The organism is Alsobacter sp. P4_H11, assembly GCF_056400925.1.
The window spans coordinates 79,479-97,985 of the sequence record NZ_JBFUKI010000010.1 but is presented as its reverse complement, the minus strand read 5'-3'; the positions used below and the strand labels follow the sequence as shown (position 1 = coordinate 97,985).

General features: G+C 70.6%; 13 protein-coding genes. 11 read left to right on the top strand and 2 right to left on the bottom strand.

The window, feature by feature from the left end; all coding sequences use genetic code 11:
- Positions 1–204: 204 nt before the first annotated feature.
- Positions 205–1,587: an efflux RND transporter periplasmic adaptor subunit gene (locus AC1DSZ_RS18015; protein ID WP_476839732.1), complete on the bottom strand. Its 1,383-nt coding sequence runs from the start codon at positions 1,585–1,587 to the stop codon at positions 205–207.
- 31 nt (positions 1,588–1,618) lie between these two features.
- Positions 1,619–3,028: an efflux transporter outer membrane subunit gene (locus AC1DSZ_RS18010; protein WP_476839731.1), complete on the bottom strand. Its 1,410-nt coding sequence runs from the start codon at positions 3,026–3,028 to the stop codon at positions 1,619–1,621.
- A 222-nt stretch (positions 3,029–3,250) separates the two neighbouring features.
- Here AC1DSZ_RS18010 and AC1DSZ_RS18005 point away from each other — a divergent pair, with 222 nt between their 5' ends.
- The 11 genes from AC1DSZ_RS18005 (at position 3,251) to AC1DSZ_RS17955 (ending at position 18,505) form a co-directional block, all read left to right on the top strand.
- Positions 3,251–3,835, top strand: coding sequence for an ANTAR domain-containing response regulator (locus tag AC1DSZ_RS18005; protein ID WP_476839730.1), 585 nt, complete (start codon positions 3,251–3,253; stop codon positions 3,833–3,835).
- The gene (locus tag AC1DSZ_RS18000) at positions 3,832–4,881 is read left to right on the top strand and encodes a CmpA/NrtA family ABC transporter substrate-binding protein (protein WP_476839729.1); all 1,050 of its coding nucleotides are present in this window, start codon (positions 3,832–3,834) and stop codon (positions 4,879–4,881) included. The genes AC1DSZ_RS18005 and AC1DSZ_RS18000 overlap by 4 nt, the downstream gene beginning before the upstream one ends.
- Before the next feature lie 300 nt (positions 4,882–5,181).
- Positions 5,182–6,522, top strand: a complete 1,341-nt coding sequence (locus AC1DSZ_RS17995) for a CmpA/NrtA family ABC transporter substrate-binding protein (protein ID WP_476839728.1) — start codon at positions 5,182–5,184, stop codon at positions 6,520–6,522.
- A 202-nt stretch (positions 6,523–6,724) separates the two neighbouring features.
- A complete protein-coding gene (ntrB, locus tag AC1DSZ_RS17990; protein ID WP_476839727.1) occupies positions 6,725–7,636 on the top strand; it encodes a nitrate ABC transporter permease in 912 nt (303 codons plus the stop codon).
- A gap of 12 nt (positions 7,637–7,648) precedes the next feature.
- Entirely contained in the window at positions 7,649–8,458 is an 810-nt protein-coding gene (locus AC1DSZ_RS17985; protein WP_476839726.1) for an ABC transporter ATP-binding protein, read from the top strand.
- Between the two features lie 175 nt (positions 8,459–8,633).
- On the top strand, positions 8,634–9,866 hold the full coding sequence (locus AC1DSZ_RS17980) for an NAD(P)/FAD-dependent oxidoreductase (protein ID WP_476839725.1): 1,233 nt from the start codon (positions 8,634–8,636) through the stop codon (positions 9,864–9,866).
- A gap of 8 nt (positions 9,867–9,874) precedes the next feature.
- Positions 9,875–11,656 carry a NirA family protein gene (locus AC1DSZ_RS17975; protein WP_476839724.1) on the top strand — a complete coding sequence of 594 codons (1,782 nt, stop codon included), beginning with the start codon at positions 9,875–9,877 and terminating at the stop codon, positions 11,654–11,656.
- Positions 11,653–13,263: a sulfite reductase subunit alpha gene (locus tag AC1DSZ_RS17970; RefSeq protein WP_476839723.1), complete on the top strand. Its 1,611-nt coding sequence runs from the start codon at positions 11,653–11,655 to the stop codon at positions 13,261–13,263. The genes AC1DSZ_RS17975 and AC1DSZ_RS17970 overlap by 4 nt, the downstream gene beginning before the upstream one ends.
- Positions 13,263–15,974 (top strand): nitrate reductase, encoded by a 2,712-nt coding sequence (locus AC1DSZ_RS17965; protein ID WP_476839722.1) that lies wholly within the window; start codon positions 13,263–13,265, stop codon positions 15,972–15,974. Before AC1DSZ_RS17970 ends, AC1DSZ_RS17965 begins: the two co-directional genes overlap by 1 nt.
- A 4-nt stretch (positions 15,975–15,978) precedes the next feature.
- Positions 15,979–17,433 (top strand): siroheme synthase CysG, encoded by a 1,455-nt coding sequence (gene cysG, locus AC1DSZ_RS17960; protein WP_476839721.1) that lies wholly within the window; start codon positions 15,979–15,981, stop codon positions 17,431–17,433.
- A 76-nt stretch (positions 17,434–17,509) separates the two neighbouring features.
- Positions 17,510–18,505 carry a CBS domain-containing protein gene (locus AC1DSZ_RS17955; protein WP_476839720.1) on the top strand — a complete coding sequence of 332 codons (996 nt, stop codon included), beginning with the start codon at positions 17,510–17,512 and terminating at the stop codon, positions 18,503–18,505.
- Positions 18,506–18,507: the final 2 nt, after the last annotated feature.

Here is an 18,507-nt window from a genome sequence, read left to right as displayed (position 1 = left end):
CCCACGCGCTCATAGGCCCGCCTCCAAACCCCTCATCCTGAGGAGTAGGCCCGCTTGGGCCTGCGTCTCGAAGGACGAGGGATTCCAGAAAGCTCAGCCGTGGAGCGCTCTGGATTCCCTCGTCCTTCGAGACGCCATGCGAAGACGCATGGCTCCTCAGGATGAGGGGCTGTGAGCTGCCCGCAGCAAACCGGGGTGACCGGCTCATGGCGTTGCGGCCGTTGCCGGCGCCGGTTGCCCGGCTGCTTCGCGCCTTGGCCTTTGCCCCGGCGATGCCGGAGCGCCGTCCGCCCCAGCAGCCGGCGCCCCCTCGCGCCGCCTTCGGCCTTCGCCGCCCGCACCCGGCGTCCGGCCGCGCATATCCTGGTGGATGGCGGGCGCGGCGGCGTCGGCCGGAGCATCGGGCGCGGAAACCGCCACCCGGGCGCCTTCGGCGAGGCGGGCGAAGCCGGTGGTGACCACCCGCTCGCCGGCCTGCAGGCCCGTGGCGATCACGGCCTGCGCGTCGTCCTGCGTGGCCACCGTCACGTCGCGCAGCGCGACGGTGTCGTCGGCCTTCACGATGTAGACGAAGGTGCCCTTGGGCCCGCGCTGCACAGCGGCCGTCGGCGTGACCACCACCTGTTGCAGCGTCTCCACGAGCAGCCGGACATTCACGAAGGCGCCCGGCCACAGCGCCAGCTGCGCGTTGGGGAACTCGGCCTTGAGCCTGACCGTGCCGGTGGTGATGTCGACCTGGTTGTCCACCACCTGGAGCGCGCCCGCATCCACCACGGCCTTGCCATCGGGCGCCACGGCCTCGGCCCGCAACGGTGCGGCGCTCTGCGCCTTGATGACGCGCGCTAGCTGCTGCTGCGGCAGGTTGAACAGAACCGCGATCGGCTGGATCTGCGAGACCGTCACGATGCCCACCGCATCGCCCTGCTTGACGATGTTGCCCTCGTCGACGTTGCGCAGGCCCGTGCGACCGTCGAGCGGCGACACAATGGTGGTGTAGGCCAGGGTCGCCCTGGCGCTGTCGATGGCGGCCTGGTCGGATTTCAGCTGCGCCTCGAGCTGCGCCACCGTGGAGCGCTGTGTGTCGGCCTGCTGGCGCGTGCCGGCGTTGGTTTCGGCAAGCCGCACGTAACGCTCGAGGTCGCGCCGGGCGTTTTCGAGAAGCGCCTGGTCCTGCGCCTTCTTGGCCGTCGCCTGGTCGAGTTGGGCCTGGTACGGGGTCGGATCGATGCGGGCGAGCACGTCGCCCTTCTTGACCTCCTGCCCCTCTCGGAAGCGGATTTCAATCAGCTGGCCGTCGACCTGCGGGCGAACCGTGACACTGTTCAGCGGCCGGGCGGTGCCGACGCTCTCCAGGTAGATCGGCACGTCGGCGAGCTTCGCCGGAACCGCGATCACGGCCGCGGGCGGCTGGCCCTCGCCGCCGCCGGCCCCGCCGCGCCGGCGTCCACCGCCGCCCCCAGCGCCACGCTCGCGCACGCCCTGGTTTTCCGAGCCGGGCCAGAAATGGTCGACCGCCATCGGGCTCACGAGGGCCGCCACGATGGCGATCATCGCGAGCGGGACGCCGACTCGCCAAACCTTGCTCATTGGATGAGCCTTGCCCTTTCGCTTCCGCCGGTCAGAGCCGGCCGCCCCGCGGGGCGAGGTCCCATCCGCCGCCGAGCGCCTGATACAGCGCCACGATGGCCTGAAGCCGCGCGAGACGCACCTGCGCCAACGAATCCTGGCTGCCGAACAGGCTCGACTGCGTGTTGAGCACCGTCACGATGTCGACCGTGCCCTCGCGCAGGCGCTGCTCCGATATCTGGTATGCGCGGCGCGAACTTTCGACGGCTTGCGCCTGTAATTCTTCCTGCCGGGCGAGTTGCCGCACCGCCACCAGCGCCCGCTCCACGTCCGCGAAGGCCGAGATCACGGCTTTGCGATAGGTTTCGAGCAGTTCGCTCTCGCGTCCCCGGGCCTGGTCGAGTTGCCCCTGCAGCCGTCCGCCCTGGAAGATCGGTTGCGTCAGCCCGGCCGCCAGCGTGTAGAAGCCCGCGCCGGGGCCGAACAGGCTGCTCAGCGCCGTGCTTTCGTACCCGCCCTGCGCGGTGAGCCGGATGGAGGGGAAGAACTGCGCCCGCGCCACCGTGACGTCGGCGCTGGCGGAGGCGAGCTGTTCCTCGGCCGAGCCCACATCCGGGCGCCGGGCCAGCAGCTCGGAGGGCAGGCCGGGATTGATGCGCGGCAGCCTCACGCCGGCCGTGCCGCCGCCCCGGATCGCGATGCGCTCGGGCGCGCGGCCGAGAAGCACCGCCAGCGTGGCCTTGTTCTGCTCGATCTGCTGCTCCAGCGGCGGAATGGCGGCGCGAAGCTGCGCCACTACGGTTTCCTGCTGCGCCTGGTCGAGCGACGTCCCGGTGCCTACCGTAACGCGCTGCTTGATGAGATCCAGCACGCGCGTCGAGCTCGCGAGGCTCTCGCGCGCGATCCGCAGGCGATCCTGCGCGCCGAGGATCTCGAAATAGGTCGTCGCCGTGCTGGCCAGCGTCGATAATGCCACCGTGTCGCGGTCGAAGCGGCTGGCCGCCGCCAGGCGTTCGGCGGCGATCTGGGCCGCGCGGTTCTTGCCCCAGAAATCGATCTCGTAGCTGGCGCTGAGCCCGATATTGAGCGCGCGCCGGTCCAGCCCGCTCTGCCGGCCGCGGCTGGCGTCGCTGGACGCATCCAGCGTGGGCAGCAGGGCAGCGCCGGCGATGCGCGCCTGCGCGTCCGCCTGCTGGATGCGATACACCGCCGCGCTGATGTCGAAGTTGTCGGTCTCCACCGCCTCCATGATCCGCGTCAGCTCGGCGGAGCCGAACGACCGCCACCACGCGATGCGAGACGGCGCCCCGCCCGGCGCGCCCTTGGCGGCCCGGTATTGCGGCGGAACGTCCAGCGCCGCGTCGGGCTTCTCGACGGGCAGGCACCCCGCGAGCACAAGCGCCGCCAGCGCCGCCGGGAGGGCGAGCCGAGGTGCGGCGAAGCGGGAACGTGGCGCCTTCAAGCCGGGTCCTTGCGATAAATCGGGGAGGCCGGGCCGAGCGGCCGGGCAGGGGAGCCTTCGCCCCTGCGCACTTGTACAGAGGCTACCGTCCAAGACTATGGGATCGCGGCGAAAAGACGGTGCTTTCCCCTTCTGTTTGCGCTCGCGCGGTTCTGGCCGTCGGCCGGCTGGCGCGATGCTTGCCTCCCTGATCGCAGGTCCAAGCTGGAACGCCCCTCGTCCATGCCGAAGTCGCCGCGCATCGTGATCATCGACCAGAGCCCGGTTCGCCGGGCGATTCTCGCCGAAGGTTTGCGCGAGGGCGGCTACACGGACGTGATCCACCTCGAAGGCACGGACCGCATCATGGACCGGATCGTCGCAGCCGAGCCTGACGTGATCGTGATCGATCTGGAGAGCCCCAGCCGCGACGTTCTAGAGCAGATGTTCCAGGTGAGTCGCGCGGTGCCGCGCCCTGTGGCCATGTTCGTGGACCAGTCCGACACCGCCATGATCAACGCCGCCATCGACGCCGGCGTCTCGGCCTATGTGGTGGACGGGCTACGCAAGGACCGGGTGAAGCCGATCCTCGACATGTGCATCAGCCGGTTCAACGCCTTCTCGCGCCTCAGGGGCGAGCTCGAGCAGGCGAAGTCGCAACTCGCCGACCGCAAGGTGATCGACCGCGCCAAGGGCATCCTGATGAAGGCAAAGGGGGTGACCGAGGAGGAGGCCTACGCGCTGCTGCGCAAGACGGCCATGAACGAGAAGAAGAAGCTCGCCGAGATCGCCCAGTCGGTGGTCACCGCCGCGGAGCTGCTGCAATGACCACGCGCCTGCGCATCGGCTACATCCCGCTCGTGGACGCCACGCTGCTGCTGGTCGCCGACAAGTTCGGCTTCGCGGCCGAGGAAGGGCTGGAGCTCGAGCTCGTTCCCGAGGTGTCCTGGGCCAACATCCGCGACAAGCTCAACCTCGGCATCTTCGACGCCGCCCACATGCTGGCCCCCGCCGCCATCGCGGCCAGCTTCGGGCTCGGGCAGGTGAAGTCGGCGCTGGTCGCCCCGGTGGCGCTCAACCTCAACGGCAACGCCATCACGATCTCGACCTCGCTCCGGGCCGAGATGGAGGATGTGCTGGACGGCGACGCCGCCGACCCGGCCGCCACCGCCGCCGCGCTGGGGCGGATTGCGCGGGGCCGGCATCGCAACGGCCTGCCGCAAATCACGCTCGGCCACGTCTTCCCGTTCTCCACGCACCACTACCAGCTGCGCGCCTGGCTGCGCTCCGGCGGCGTCGATCCGGACCAGGACGTCAACCTGGTGGTGCTGCCGCCGCCGTTCATGGCCGACAGCCTGAAAAATGGGCAACTCGAAGGTTTCTGTGTCGGCGCGCCCTGGAACAGCATCGCGGTGGCGTCCGGCCACGCGGTGATGCTGCATCTGGGCTGCGACATTGTCCCGGACGCGCCCGAGAAGGTGCTGGCGCTCCGCGCCGAATGGCAGGCGCGCAACGCCGAGGCCATCGCCAAGCTCATCCGCGCCATCGTCCGCAGCGCCCGGTGGCTGACGCAGCCCGACGCCAAGCGCCCGGTCGCCGCCATGCTGGCCGAAACCGGGCTATTCGGCGCCTCGGAGGAACTGCTGCTCGCGATCCTCCGCGGCTCGATTGTCATGGCGCCCGGCGGCGACGCCCGCGCCGCGCCTGACTACATCCGCCTGGGCCCGGACGTGCTGGCGCCCGATCCCGGCCACGCCGCCTGGCTGGTCGACCGCATGGTGGAGGCCGGCCAGATGGCGGATGCGCCCGAGTTGCGCGAAGCCGCGGCCGCGACCTACCGCCCGGATCTCTACGCCGCCGCGATGCGCGACTAAGGCGCGCCGTCTTATTGCAGTGCACAAAATTGCAGCGGATACGTGCTCAACGAGGCATCGCCGTCGGCTGGTTGAATCTCTGCATGAATGGGAGCCGCCGCCCGCAAGTCTCTGCGCCGCAGCGTCTTTCGCCCGGCCATCTCCACTTGGCACGCCGCTTGTATCTCTAATTCAAAGCCGCCAACGCCGACGGTTTGATCAGAGGCCCTCGCGGGCCGCCCAGCAGCGCCGCTGACCAGCCTTCCCGGGCCACACGGGGAGGGCTCGTCAGCGGCGCTTTTCGTTTCACCGGAGCCGAGCATGACCGAGCGCAAGATCCCTGATCAAAGCCCAGCCGGCGTGAGCCACCGCGGCGTGAGCCGCCGCAACCTGCTCCTGCGCAGCGGAAGCGCGCTAGGCGCATCGGCGCTGCTGAGCGCGGTCGGGATCAGCCTGCCGGGCGGCGCCTTCGCGCAGGCGGCGGGACCGGAAGTCACCGGCGTGAAGCTCGGCTACATCGCGCTCACGGACGCCGCGCCGCTGATCGTCGCCAAGGAAAAGGGCATTTTCGCCAAGCACGGCATGCCGGACGTCGACGTCGCCAAGCAGGCCTCCTGGGGCGCGACGCGCGACAACCTCGTGCTCGGCGGCGCCTCCAATGGCATCGACGGCGCACATATCCTGACGCCGCTGCCCTACCTGATGTCGGCCGGCAAGGTGACGCAGAACAACGTTCCGGTGCCGATGGTGATCCTGGCCCGCCTCAACCTGGACTGCCAGGGCCTGTCGGTTTCCAACGAGTACAAGGACCTCAAGGTCGGCCTCGACGCCTCGCCGCTGAAGGCCGCTTTCGAGAAAAAGAAGGCCGACGGCAAGGACGTGAAGGTCGCGATGACCTTCCCGGGCGGCACGCACGACCTCTGGATCCGCTACTGGCTCGCCGCCGGCGGCGTCGACCCGGACAAGGACGTCTCCACCATCGTGGTGCCGCCGCCCCAGATGGTCGCCAACATGAAGGTCGGCAACATGGACGCCTTCTGCGTGGGCGAGCCGTGGAACGAACAGCTTGTCAACCAGGGCATCGGCTTCACGGCCGCCACCACGGGCGAGCTCTGGAAGGGTCACCCCGAAAAGGCGCTCGGCATGCGCGCCGACTGGGTGGAGAAGAACCCGAAGGCGACGCGCGCGCTGCTCATGGCCGTCATGGAGGCACAGCAATGGTGCGAGGCCATGGCCAACAAGGACGAGCTCTCGCAGATCCTTGGCCGCCGGCAGTGGTTCAACGTGCCGCCCGCCGACGTGCTCGGCCGCCTCAAGGGCGACGTGAACTACGGCAACGGCCGCAACGCCAAGGCCACCGACCTCTACATGAAGTTCTGGGCCGGCCACGCATCCTACCCGTTCCGGTCGCATGACGCCTGGTTCCTCGCCGAGAACGTCCGTTGGGGTAAGTTCGAGCCCACCACCGACATCGGCGCGATGGTCGCCAAGGTGAACCGCGAGGATCTCTGGCGCGACGCCGCCAAGACGCTGGGCGTCGCCGCGGCCGACATCCCGACCACGTCCTCACGCGGCAAGGAGACCTTCTTCGACGGCAAGGTCTTCGACCCCGAGAACCCCTCCGCTTACCTCGCCAGCCTCGGCATCAAGCGCGTGGCGTGAGGGGCGAGCAGATCTGCACGCCACAACGCCCCTCATCCTGAGGAGCCTCGCACCGCGAGGCGTCTCGAAGGACGAGGGACTCCAGCAAGCTCAGCCCCGCCGCCCTCTGGATCCCCTCGTCCTTCGAGACGCGGGCCCCAACGGGCCCGCTCCTCAGGATGAGGGGCAGGGCGGCGGCGAGGATCACGAAGGAGCGCCGACCATGGGTCTCGCATTGCTTAAATCCGACGCAACGGCGCAAGCCGCGGCGGCCAGCGCCAAGCCGGCGGCGGCCGCCGCCGTGGTGGCCTTCGCGCCGCCCGGCAAGAGCCTCGCCGATCGGGTCCGTCCGGTCGCCCGCTGGATCGGCTTCAACGTCGTGCCGCCGCTGGTGACGCTCGCCGTCATGCTGCTGGTCTGGCAGATCCTGTGCGACAGGCCCGGCGCCACGCTGCCGGCTCCGTCCGTGATCTGGAAGGAAGCGCGCGATCTCATCGTGTCGCCGTTCTTCGATCTCGGCAGCCAGGACATCGGGCTCGGCTGGCGCGTGCTGGTGTCGCTGCAGCGCGTCGCCATCGGCTTCGGGCTGGCGGCGATCGCCGGCATCCTCATGGGCTCGCTGATCGGCCAGTCCGAATGGGCGATGCGGGGCCTCGACCCCATCTTCCAGGTGCTCCGCACCGTGCCGCCGCTTGCCTGGCTGCCCATCGCGCTGGCGGCGTTCCGCGACAGCCGCCCCTCGGCGATCTTCGTGATCTTCATCACGGCGATCTGGCCGATCATCATCAACACGGCGGTCGGCATCCGCAACATTCCGGTCGACTACCGCAACGTCGCGGCCGTGCTGCGGCTGAACTCCTTCGAGTTCTTCTGGACGATCATGCTGCCTTCCGCGGCGCCGTACATCTTCACGGGGCTTCGCATCGGCGTCGGCCTGTCCTGGCTCGCCATCGTGGCGGCCGAGATGCTCACCGGCGGCGTCGGCATCGGCTTCTTCATCTGGGACGCCTGGAACTCGTCCCGCCTGCCCGACATCATCGTCGCGCTCGCCTATATCGGCCTGGTCGGCTTCGCGCTGGACCGGCTGGTCGGGGCGCTCGGCTCCCTCGTCACCCGCGGCGCGTCCGCCAGCTGAGGAGCCGCCATCATGACGAACGCCTCCGACAAGCCCTATCTCAAGCTCGATCACGTCGGGAAAAGCTTCACCCGCGGCGGTGTCACCTCCGAGGTGCTGAAGGACGTCAGCCTGACGATCGACCGCAACGAGTTTGTGTCGATCATCGGTCATTCCGGCTGTGGCAAGTCCACGCTGCTGAACCTCGTGGCCGGCCTCACGCAGGTCTCCAGCGGCGCGGTGCTGCTGGAGGAGCGCGAGGTCAACAGCCCCGGCCCGGACCGCGCCGTGGTGTTCCAGAACCACTCGCTGCTGCCCTGGCTCAGCGTCTACGCCAACGTCCGGCTCGGCGTCGACAAGGTGTTCGGCTCGGCCAAGAACCGCGCCGAGCGGCATGACTGGACGATGCACAATCTCGAGCTCGTCCAGATGGCGCACGCCAAGGACAAGCGACCCTCCGAGATCTCCGGCGGCATGAAGCAGCGCGTCGGCATCGCCCGCGCGCTCGCGATGGAGCCCAAGGTGCTGCTGCTGGACGAGCCCTTTGGCGCGCTCGACGCCCTGACGCGTGCGCATCTGCAGGACTCGCTGATGCAGATCCACGCGTCGCTCGGCAACACCGTGATCATGATCACGCATGACGTCGACGAGGCAGTGCTGCTCTCCGACCGCATCGTGATGATGACCAACGGCCCCTCCGCCCGCATCGGCGAGGTGCTGACCGTTGATCTGCCCCGCCCGCGCAAGCGGCTCGAGATGGCCGGCCATCCCACCTACCTCAAAGCCCGCGAATCCGTCCTGCGCTTCCTCTACGAGCGCACCCGCTTCGTGGAAGCGGCGTGAGCGCGATGGCCTTTTCCGCCAAGGCGCCGCCTGAACCCTTCTCCCCAGTACGGGGAGAAGGTGGGGCGAAGCGCCGGATGAGGGGAGCGCTGTCCCAGGGCCCTCACCCCGACTCTCTCCCTTTGTCGGGGAGAGGGGGCGCATGCAGCGCTTTCCAAGATGCGGGAGACCTCTCATGAGCGAACCCCTCGTCGTCGTCGGCAACGGCATGGTGGCGGCGCGCTTCGTGGAGGAGCTCTCCACTCGCGCGCTCGGCCGCTACTCGATCCTGGTCGTCGGCGAGGAGCCGCGCCCGGCCTACAACCGCGTGCTGCTGTCGTCCCTGCTGGCCGACGAGATCGCGGATGCCGACCTGGAGCTGAAGCCGGCCGCCTGGTGGCGCGCCAAGGGCGTGAGCACCCTGTTCGGCCGCGCCGTCACGGCGGTCGACCGCGGGGCGAAGACCGTCGCGCTGAGCGACGGTCGCACGCTCCCTTATGGCAAGCTCGTGCTGGCGACGGGCTCGCGACCGATCCGCCTGCCAAAACCCGGCATGGACCTGCCGGGCGTCATCAGCTTCCGCGACGTCGCCGACGTGGACGCCATGCGGGCCGCCGCCCGCCGGGGATGCCGCGCCGTGGTGATCGGCGGCGGGCTGCTGGGCCTGGAGGCCGCCTACGGCCTCGCCAAGGCGGGCGCGCCCGTCACCCTCATCCACATCATGGATCGCCTCATGGAGCGCCAGCTCGACGCGCCCGCGGCGGCGTTGCTGGCCGACGCGATGCGCCGGAACGGCGTCGAGATCGTGCTGCAGGCCGACACCGCCCGGGTTATGGGCTCGGACCGCGCCGAAGGCGTCGAGCTCACCGACGGCCGCGTGCTGCCGGCCGACCTCGTGGTCTGCGCCGTGGGGGTGCGCCCCAACGCCGATCTCGCCCGGGCGGCGGGGCTCGACGTGGGCCGCGGCGTCCTGGTCAACGACGGTCTCATCACGTCCGATCCCGCCATCCACGCGATCGGCGAATGCGCCGAGCATCGCGGCGCCTGCTATGGCCTCGTGGAGCCCGGCTACGAGATGGCGGCTGCCCTGGCGCGGCGCTTTTCGGGCGACGCCTGGGCGGCTTACCCCGGCTCCGTGCTCTCCACCAACCTCAAGGTCTCGGGCGTGCCGGTATTCTCGGCCGGAGACTTCTCGGGCGGCGAGGGGACGCAGGACCTCGTTTTCTCGGACGCGGCGGCCGGTGTCTATCGCCGCCTCGTTCTGAAGGGCTCCGCCCTGATCGGGGCCGTGCTGGTCGGCGACGCTGCCGACGCCCTCTGGTACCGCGACCTCATCCGCTCCGGCGAAAGCGTCGCGGCTCTGCGCCATTCCCTCGTGTTCGGCCGCGCTTTCTGCCCCTCCGCCGAACCCCTCCCTAAAGCCGCCTGAGGTTCCCCATGGGCGATGATTTCACCCCAGACCAGAAGCGCTACCTCGAAGGCTTCGTGTCGGGCGTCCAGGCGTCGCGCGCCTCCAAGGGCCTCGCTACGATCGGCGGCGCGGGCGCGCCGGCGTCCGGCAAGGCCGGCCACGACGGTCCGGACGCGATCCACCTCGAGGCGCAGGACCGCACCACGGCGGCCGGCAAGAAGCTGGTCGACCAGGAGAAGTGGAAACGCGAGGAGCATCCTTTCGACGCCTATCCGCGTCTACGGGAGCAGGCCAAGGCGGATCAGTTCCCCAAGCCCGCCGACAACTTTCGCTGGCGCTACTACGGCCTGTTTTATGTCGCGCCCGCGCAGGACAGCTACATGTGCCGCCTGCGCATCCCCAACGGAATCCTCAAGGCGCACCAGATCGAGGGCGTCGCCGACCTGGCCGAGGTTTGCGGCGGCGGCTATGCGCACGCCACCACGCGCGGCAACCTGCAGTTTCGCGACATTCCGGCCCGGCGCGCCATCGACGTCGTGGAGGGGCTGATCGATCTTGGCCTCACGGCCCGGGGCTCGGGCGCGGACAACATCCGCAACGTCACCGGCGACGCCACGGCCGGCATCGACCCGCAGGCGCTGCTGGATACCCGCCCCTACGCCCGCGAGTGGCATTTCCACATCATCAACGACCGCGCGCTCTACGGATTGCCGCGCAAGTTCAACGTGTCGTTCGACGGCGGCGGCCGCGTGCCGACGCTGGAGGACACCAACGATATCGGCTTCCAGGCCGTGCGGGTGCTCGACGGCGCGGGAGTCGAGCCCGGAGTCTGGTTCCGGCTGATCCTCGGCGGCATCACGGGCCACCGCGACCTCGCCCGCGACACGGGCGTGCTGGTGCGGCCGGAGGACGCCACCAAGGTGGCTGACGCCATCGTGCGGGTGTTCATCCGCGAAGGCGACCGCACCAACCGGGCGAAGTCGCGCCTGAAATACGTGTTGGATTCATGGGGCTTCGACAAGTTTCTTGCTGCGGTTGAATCAGAACTTCAGCTGCAGCTCCCGCGCGTGGACGCCGCCTTCGTGGCGCCCCGGCCGGCGCAGGATCGCCAGGCCCATATCGGTGTGCACCCGCAGGCTCAAGCGGGCCTGAACTGGATCGGCGTCGTGCTGCCCGTCGGCAAGATGACGTGCGAGCAGATGCGCGGCCTCGCCGCCCTTGCGCGGGAGATGGGCGACGGCGACATCCGCCTGACCGTCTGGCAGAACCTGCTGATCTCCGGCGTGCCGGATGCGCGCGTGCCGGACGCGCAGGCCCGCATCGAAGCGCTCGGCCTCGGCTGGCGGGCGACGTCGGTCCGCGCCGGCCTTGTCGCCTGCACGGGCAGCAAGGGCTGCCGCTTCGCCGGCGCCGACACCAAGGGCACGGCCGAGGACATTGCGGCCTGGTGCGAGGAGCGCTTAACGCTCGACCAGCCGGTCAACATCCACGTCACGGGCTGCCATCACTCCTGCGCCCAGCACTACATCGGCGATATCGGCCTCATCGGCGCGCGTGTCGCCGTCAACGAGGACGGCGACACGGTGGACGGTTACCACCTTGTGGTCGGGGGCGGCTTCGGCCAGGCCGGCGCGATCGGCCGCGAGGTGCTGCGCGACGTGAAAGCCACGGACGCGCCCGCAACCGTGGAACGCCTGCTGCGCGCCTGGACGGACCATCGCGTCGATCCGGCGGAAAGCTTCCAGTCATTCACGGGCCGCCACGCACCCGAGGCGCTGGCTGCCTTCGCGCAAGGAGACGCCGCATGAGCATCACCATGCCGACGACCTTCGCGGCCCCGGTGCTGCCCGACAGCGCGCCGTTTTCGCCCGAGCAGCGCTCCTGGCTGAATGGGTTCTTTGCGGGCCTTCTGTCGCTCGATAGCGCCGGCGTCGCGGCGCTGTCGCCCGCGGAAGGCGCGAGCCTGATGGGAGCATCGCCCGCCGCCGATGAGGACGACGCGCCCTGGCACGACCAGACCCTCCCGATCGCCGAGCGCATGACGCTCGCCGAAGGCAAGCCGCTGCCCCGGCGCATGATGGCCGCCATGGCGCAGCAGGATTGTGGGCAGTGCGGCTATGTCTGCGAGACCTACGCCAAGGCGCTGGCCGAAGGCGCCGAGAAGCGCCTGAACCTCTGCGCGCCGGGCGGCAAGGAGACCAACCGCATGCTGAAGAAGCTTGCGGAGGAACTGGGCGACGCTCCGTCCTTGGCGGCTCCCGCCGTGATCGCGGGCGCAGCGGCCCCGGCCGGGGAGCCGCGCGGCTATTCGCGCGATGCGCCGGCGCCGGCGGTGTTCCTGTCTCGCCGCAGGCTGAACGCGGAAAGCTCGGCCAAGGAAACCCACCACATCGAGTTTGACCTCAGCCGCTCTGGCGTCACCTACGAGCCCGGCGACGCCTTCGGGATCTATCCCAACAACCCGGTCGCTCTGGTGAAGAGCATCGGCCGCCACCTCGGCATCCCGCTTGGCGAGCCGATCAGCGCCGAGGGCCAGACCCGCAGCCTCGGCGACTGGCTCACGCACGTGAAGGCGCTGTCGCCGGCGCCCGATGCGTTGTTCGCGGTGCTGGCCACCGAGGCCGCCGACCCGGGCGAGAAGGCGCGCCTGGGGCGCATGGCCGAAGGCGAGGGGGCCGACGGCTACGACGTGCTGGCGGCGCTGCTGGCCTTCCCGCATCTCGCCCCGTCGCCCTACCGGCTGATCGAGGCGCTCGATCCGCTGGCCCCGCGGCTCTACTCCATCTCCTCGTCGCCCCGCGCCAACCCCGGGCGGGTGAGCCTCACCGTGGACGTCGTGCGCTACGCCGTCGACGAGCGCGTGCGCTTCGGCGTCGCCTCCACGTTCCTGGGCGCGCGCGTGCGCGAGGGCGACCCCGTGCGCGTCTACATCCAGAAGGCGCACGCCTTCGCGCTGCCGCAGGACCCCGCGACCCCCATCATCATGGTCGGCCCCGGCACCGGCATCGCGCCGTTCCGGGCCTTCCTGCAGGACAGGCTCGTGTCGCGCGCCAAGGGCGACGCCTGGCTGTTCTTCGGTCACCAGCGCGAGGCGTCGGATTTCTTCTACCGGGACGAGCTGGAGGAGTTCCAGGCCAAGGGCGCACTGACGCGCCTCTCCACCGCCTGGTCGCGCGATGCCGGCCCCAAGACCTACGTGCAGGACCGCATGCGCGAGCAGGGCGCCGACCTCGCCGACTGGCTCGACCGGGGCGCGCACTTCTACATCTGCGGCGACGCCAGTCGCATGGCCAAGGATGTCGAGACCGCGCTCGCCGACATCCTGGTCGCCCACCGAGGTCTGGACGAACCCGCCGCCCGCGCCGCCATCGCGGCCCTGAAGGCGCAAGGGCGCTACCAGGCGGACGTGTATTGATGGCCGCTACACGCACCACCTGCCCCTATTGCGGCGTCGGCTGCGGCGTGCTGGCCACGCCGGACGGGAGTGGCGGCGCCGCCATCGCGGGCGATCCGGAGCATCCGGCGAATTTCGGGCGGCTCTGCTCCAAGGGTTCGGCGCTGGGCGAGACGCTCGGCCTCGAGACGCGCCTGCTCCATCCCATGATGCGCGGCGCGGACGGCGCCCTTCGCCGGACCGGCTGGGACGAGGCCCTGGACCGCGTCGCCGAGGGCTTCGCAACCGCAATCCGCCGCCATGGCCCAGACAGCGTCGCCTTCTACCTCTCAGGCCAGTTGCTGACGGAGGACTACTACGTCGCCAACAAGCTGATGAAGGGCTTCATCGGCTCGGCCAATGTGGACACCAACTCGCGGCTCTGCATGGCGTCGTCGGTGGCCGGCCACAAGCGCGCCTTCGGGTCGGACACCGTGCCGGGCTGCTACGAGGACCTCGACGAGGCAGACCTGCTGGTGCTGGTCGGCTCCAACGCGGCCTGGTGCCACCCGGTGCTGTGGCAACGCATGCAGAAGGCCCGCGAGCGCGGCGCCCGCATGGTGGTGATCGACCCGCGCGGAACCGCGACCGGGGAGGGGGCCGACCTCCATCTCGCCATCCGCCACGGAACCGACGCCGTGCTCTTCGCCGGGCTGCTCGTACATCTGGCAGATGCGCGCGCCGCCGCGCTGCCCTTTATCGCTGACCACACGTCCGGCTTCGCGCAAGCCCTGGCGGCGGCGCGGGCGCTCGCTCCCAACCTTGTCGCGGTCGCGGCCCAGACCGGACTCGAAGCTGACGACCTGCGCGCCTTCTATGCCGAATGGGCCGCCACCGAGCGCGTCGTCACGCTCTATTCGCAGGGCGTCAACCAGGCCGCGGCTGGGACCGACAAGGTCAACGCCATCATCAACTGCCACCTTGCGACTGGCCGCATCGGTCGGCCCGGGATGGGGCCGTTCTCGCTCACGGGCCAGCCCAACGCCATGGGCGGCCGCGAGGTCGGCGGCCTCGCCAACCAGCTCGCCGCGCATATGGGCTTCTCGCCCAGCGAGGTGGACCGCGTCGGCCGCTTCTGGGGCGCGCCCGCCATGGCGACCCGCGAGGGGCTCAAGGCCGTCGACCTGTTCGACGCCATCGAGCGCGGCGCAGTGAAGGCGCTCTGGGTCATGGGCACCAACCCGGCCGTCAGCCTGCCCCGCGCCGACGCGGCGCGCGCCGCCATGGCGAAGCTCGACCTGCTGGTCGTGTCCGAAAACGTCCTGTCCACCGACTCCACCGCCGCCGCGCACGTGCTGCTGCCCGCCGCCGCATGGGGCGAGAAGGACGGCACGGTCACGAACTCCGAGCGGCGCATGTCCCGCCAGCGCCCCTTCCTGCCGACGCCCGGCGAGGTCCGGCCGGATTGGCAGGCCCTGTCCAGCGTCGCGGCTCGGCTCGGGTGGGGCGAAGCTTTCGCGTTCGATGGCCCCGCCGCCATCTTCCGCGAGCATGCGGCGCTGTCCGCTTTCGAAAACCACGGCGCGCGCGATTTCGACATCGGCGGCCTGGCGAGGCTCCCGGACGCCGCCTACGATGCCTTCGAGCCGACGCAATGGCCCGTGCGCCGCGCCTTCCCTCCCCTTCACGGGGAGGGTGGGGCTGCGGCCTTGCAGGCGCCATTCAGCGGCACGGCCCGCTTATTCGCCAACGGCCGGTTCTTCACGCCCGACGGTCGCGCCCGTTTCATCGCGATCGGGGCCGCCCAGGGGCCGCGCGTCGCGCCGGACTTCCCGCTCGTGCTCAACACGGGCCGCGTTCGCGACCAGTGGCACACGATGATGCGCACGGGGCTTTCGCCCCGCCTCGGCGGGCATCGGCCCGAGCCGACGCTGGAGGTCCATCCCGACGACGCGGACCGCTTCGGCCTGCAGGACGGCGGGCTCTGCCGCGTCTCCTCCGTTCACGGCGCTGCCACGCTCCGCCTCGCGGTCTCGATGGCGCAAACCCCCGGGACGGTGTTCGCGCCCATTCACTGGAACGACGAGACGGCCGCGGACGCCCGCGTGGGCGCGCTGGTGCACGCGGTCGTGGATCCGTTCTCCGGCCAGCCGGACGCCAAGGCGACAGCCTGCGCGGTCGCGCCCATTGCGTCGACGCTGAGCGGCTTCGTTCTGTCGCGTCACCGGATCACGCTGCCCCGACGCTTGTTCTGGGCCTGGAGCGCCATCGCGGGCGGATACGTCGCGCGCCTTGCGGGTGACGGAGCGGCGGCCGAGATCCTCGCCGCCCTGGAAGCCGCGCTGCCGGGATGCGAAATGGCCCGCTACATCGACGCCGAGCACGACGTCGCGCGCGCGGCCCTGATCGTCGACGGGCGTCTGGAAGCGGTCGTCTACACGGCCCCGGCCGGCCAGGAACCCGGCTGGGCCGGCCTGCTCGACCTCTGGGCGAAGCCGAAACTCGAGCGGCAGGACCGGCTCGCGGTGCTTTCGGGCGCGGCCGCGCCTGCCGGCTCCGACGAGGGCGCGCTCGTGTGCGCCTGCTTCGGCGTCGGCGAAAACCGCATCCGCGCCGCGGTCGCGGGCGGCTGCCGCGACCCAGCCTCGCTCGGAGCGGCCTTGAAGGCGGGCACGAATTGTGGCTCCTGCATCCCGGAACTGAAGCGCCTCGTCGCGGCCGAAAACCGACCGATGGCGCTCGCCGGAGAGTGAGCAAATGACCGCGCGTCCGCGTCGCCCGACGCCGACAGCCCCCGCCCGCATCGCCGCGCTCGCGGCCTTGCCGCTGTTCCACAAGCTGGAAGGGCGCCGGGTCGTGCTGGCCGGTGGCGGCGATGGCGCGGCCTGGAAGGCTGAGTTGCTGGCAGCCGCCGGCGCGGTCGTGGAGGTCTATTCCGCCGATCCGGGCGAGGCCATGCGCAGCATGGCGGAGCGCGAGCATCCGGGGCGGGTGGTCCTGATGGGCCGCCCCTGGACGCCCGACGTGCTGCGCGCCGCCGCGATGGCGATCGCCGACGTGGAAGGCGACGCCGAGGCGCAAGCCTTTCGCTGCGCCGGCCGGTTTGCGGGCGTACCCGTGAACGTCGTCGACAAGCCGGCCTTCTGCGATTTCCAGTTCGGCTCCATCGTCAACCGCTCGCCGCTGGTGATCGGCATCTCGACGGACGGCGCCGCGCCGGTGTTCGGCCAGGCGATCCGGGCCCGCATCGAGGCGCTGTTGCCCGACGGCCTGAAAGCCTGGGCTGAGGCCGCCAAGGCGTGGCGCCCCTTCGTGCAGCAGCGCGAGCTGCCGTTCCGCTTGCGCCGCGCTTTTTGGGAGCGCTTCACCGATCGCGCGCTCGCCCGGCCCGACGCCGCGCCGCAGGACGCCGATCGGGACGCCATGATGCAGGTGCTGGAGACTATTGCGACCGAGCGCACGTCGCCGGTGGGCTCGGCCGTGTTCGTCGGCGCCGGACCGGGGGATCCGGAGCTTTTGACCCTCAAGGCCGTCCGTGCGCTGCAGTCCGCCGACGTGGTTCTCTTCGACGATCTCGTGGACGGCCGCATCCTCGATCTCGCCCGGCGCGAGGCCGAGCGCATTGGGGTCGGCAAGCGCGGCCACCGGCCATCCTGCAAGCAGGACGAGATCACCGCGCTGATCGTCGAGCTGGCGCTTGCGGGCCGGCGCGTCGTTCGGCTCAAGGGCGGCGACCCGGCCGTGTTCGGGCGCCTCACCGAGGAGCTCGACGCCTGCCGGGATGCCGGCGTTCCCACCGAGGTGGTGCCCGGCATCACGGCAGCATTCGGGGCCGCGGCCTCGCTGGGCGTGTCGTTGACGGAGCGCAGCGCCGCCCGCCGCCTCCAGTTCGTCACGGCGCACAGCCAGGACGGATCGCTGCCGCAGGATCTCGACTGGAAGGCGCTGGCCGATCCGCGCGCGTCCACTGTGGTGTATATGGGCGTGCGCACTGCGCCCGCGCTGGTCGAGCGGCTGCTGGCCGAAGGCTTGCCGGCGGCGTCCCGCGTTTTGTTGGTGGAGCGCGCCACGACCGAGACGCAGGCGGTGCGCTCCTGCGCGCTCGCCGAATTGCCCGGCGTCCTCGCCGCGGACCCGCCGAGCGGGCCGTGTCTGATCATCCTCGGCGCCCCGGCCGCCCAATATGCGGCGCTGGCCACCCTCGGAGCGTAACGCGCTCCGCTCTTTCGGCGAACCTCCCCGGCCTCCCGGCGTTGACCCGCGTGCTTCAGCCCCAAGGAGGATCGCCATGCGGATTTCAGAGGTGATGACCCGCGACCCCGTCGCCATCGCGCCGGAGCGCAGCCTGCGCGAGGCCGCGCGGCTCATGGACGATCTGAATGTCGGCTCCTTGCCGGTGCAGCATCGCGGCCAGGTGGTCGGCCTGATCACCGACCGCGACATCGTGGTGCGCGCCATCGCGACGGGCCGCGACCCGAACGACACGCCCGTATTCGAGGTCATGACCGAGCAGCCGCATTGCTGCTTCGAGGACGAGGACATCTCGCACGTCGTGGACGTCATGGAGGAGCTGCAGGTCCGCCGCGTCCCCGTGCTCGACCGAAGCCGCCGCCTGATCGGCATGGTGGCGCTGGGCGACCTCGTCGAGGACAATGCGCCCGGCGCGGAGGAAGCGCTGGGCCGCATCTCCTCGCCGGCGCAGCCGGACCGGTCCGGGACGCCGTCCAGCGGCCGCGCCCGTGGCGAGCAGCGCGAGGCTCCGCTTTCCGAGGACGAGCGGCGCGAACTCGCCCGCCGGGCGCAACGCTGGGAGCGTGACGCCCCGCGCCGCGATCGGCAGCAGCGCGACGAATTCCGCACCCGCGACGACAACGGCGCCGACCTTGACCAGTTCGAGCGCCGTGACCGCCAGGACGGCCGTTTACGGATGCGCGACGAAGACGACGTCCGCTCGAGCTTCGGCTCTGCGGGATCCGTGCCAGGGGAGGGCCGGCGGACCGAGGAGCCGCGCGGCGCAGGCCAGGAGGGCTATGACACGTTCGGGGAGGATTACGGCCGCGGGGCCCGTTTCTTCCGCGACGACGCCGGGCGCGCCTCCGCGGCGCAGTACGGCTTCGGCGACGAAGACCGCGAGAACCGCGGCATTCGCACGGTCTCGGTCCGCACCCGCCATCTCTCCGAGCAGGAGCGCGACCCGGACTACAACCGCCGCCGCGACCAGGAAGGCCAGGACGACCCCTGGATGAGCACCGTCCGGCGCATGCACCAGCAGCGGCGCGCCTGAGG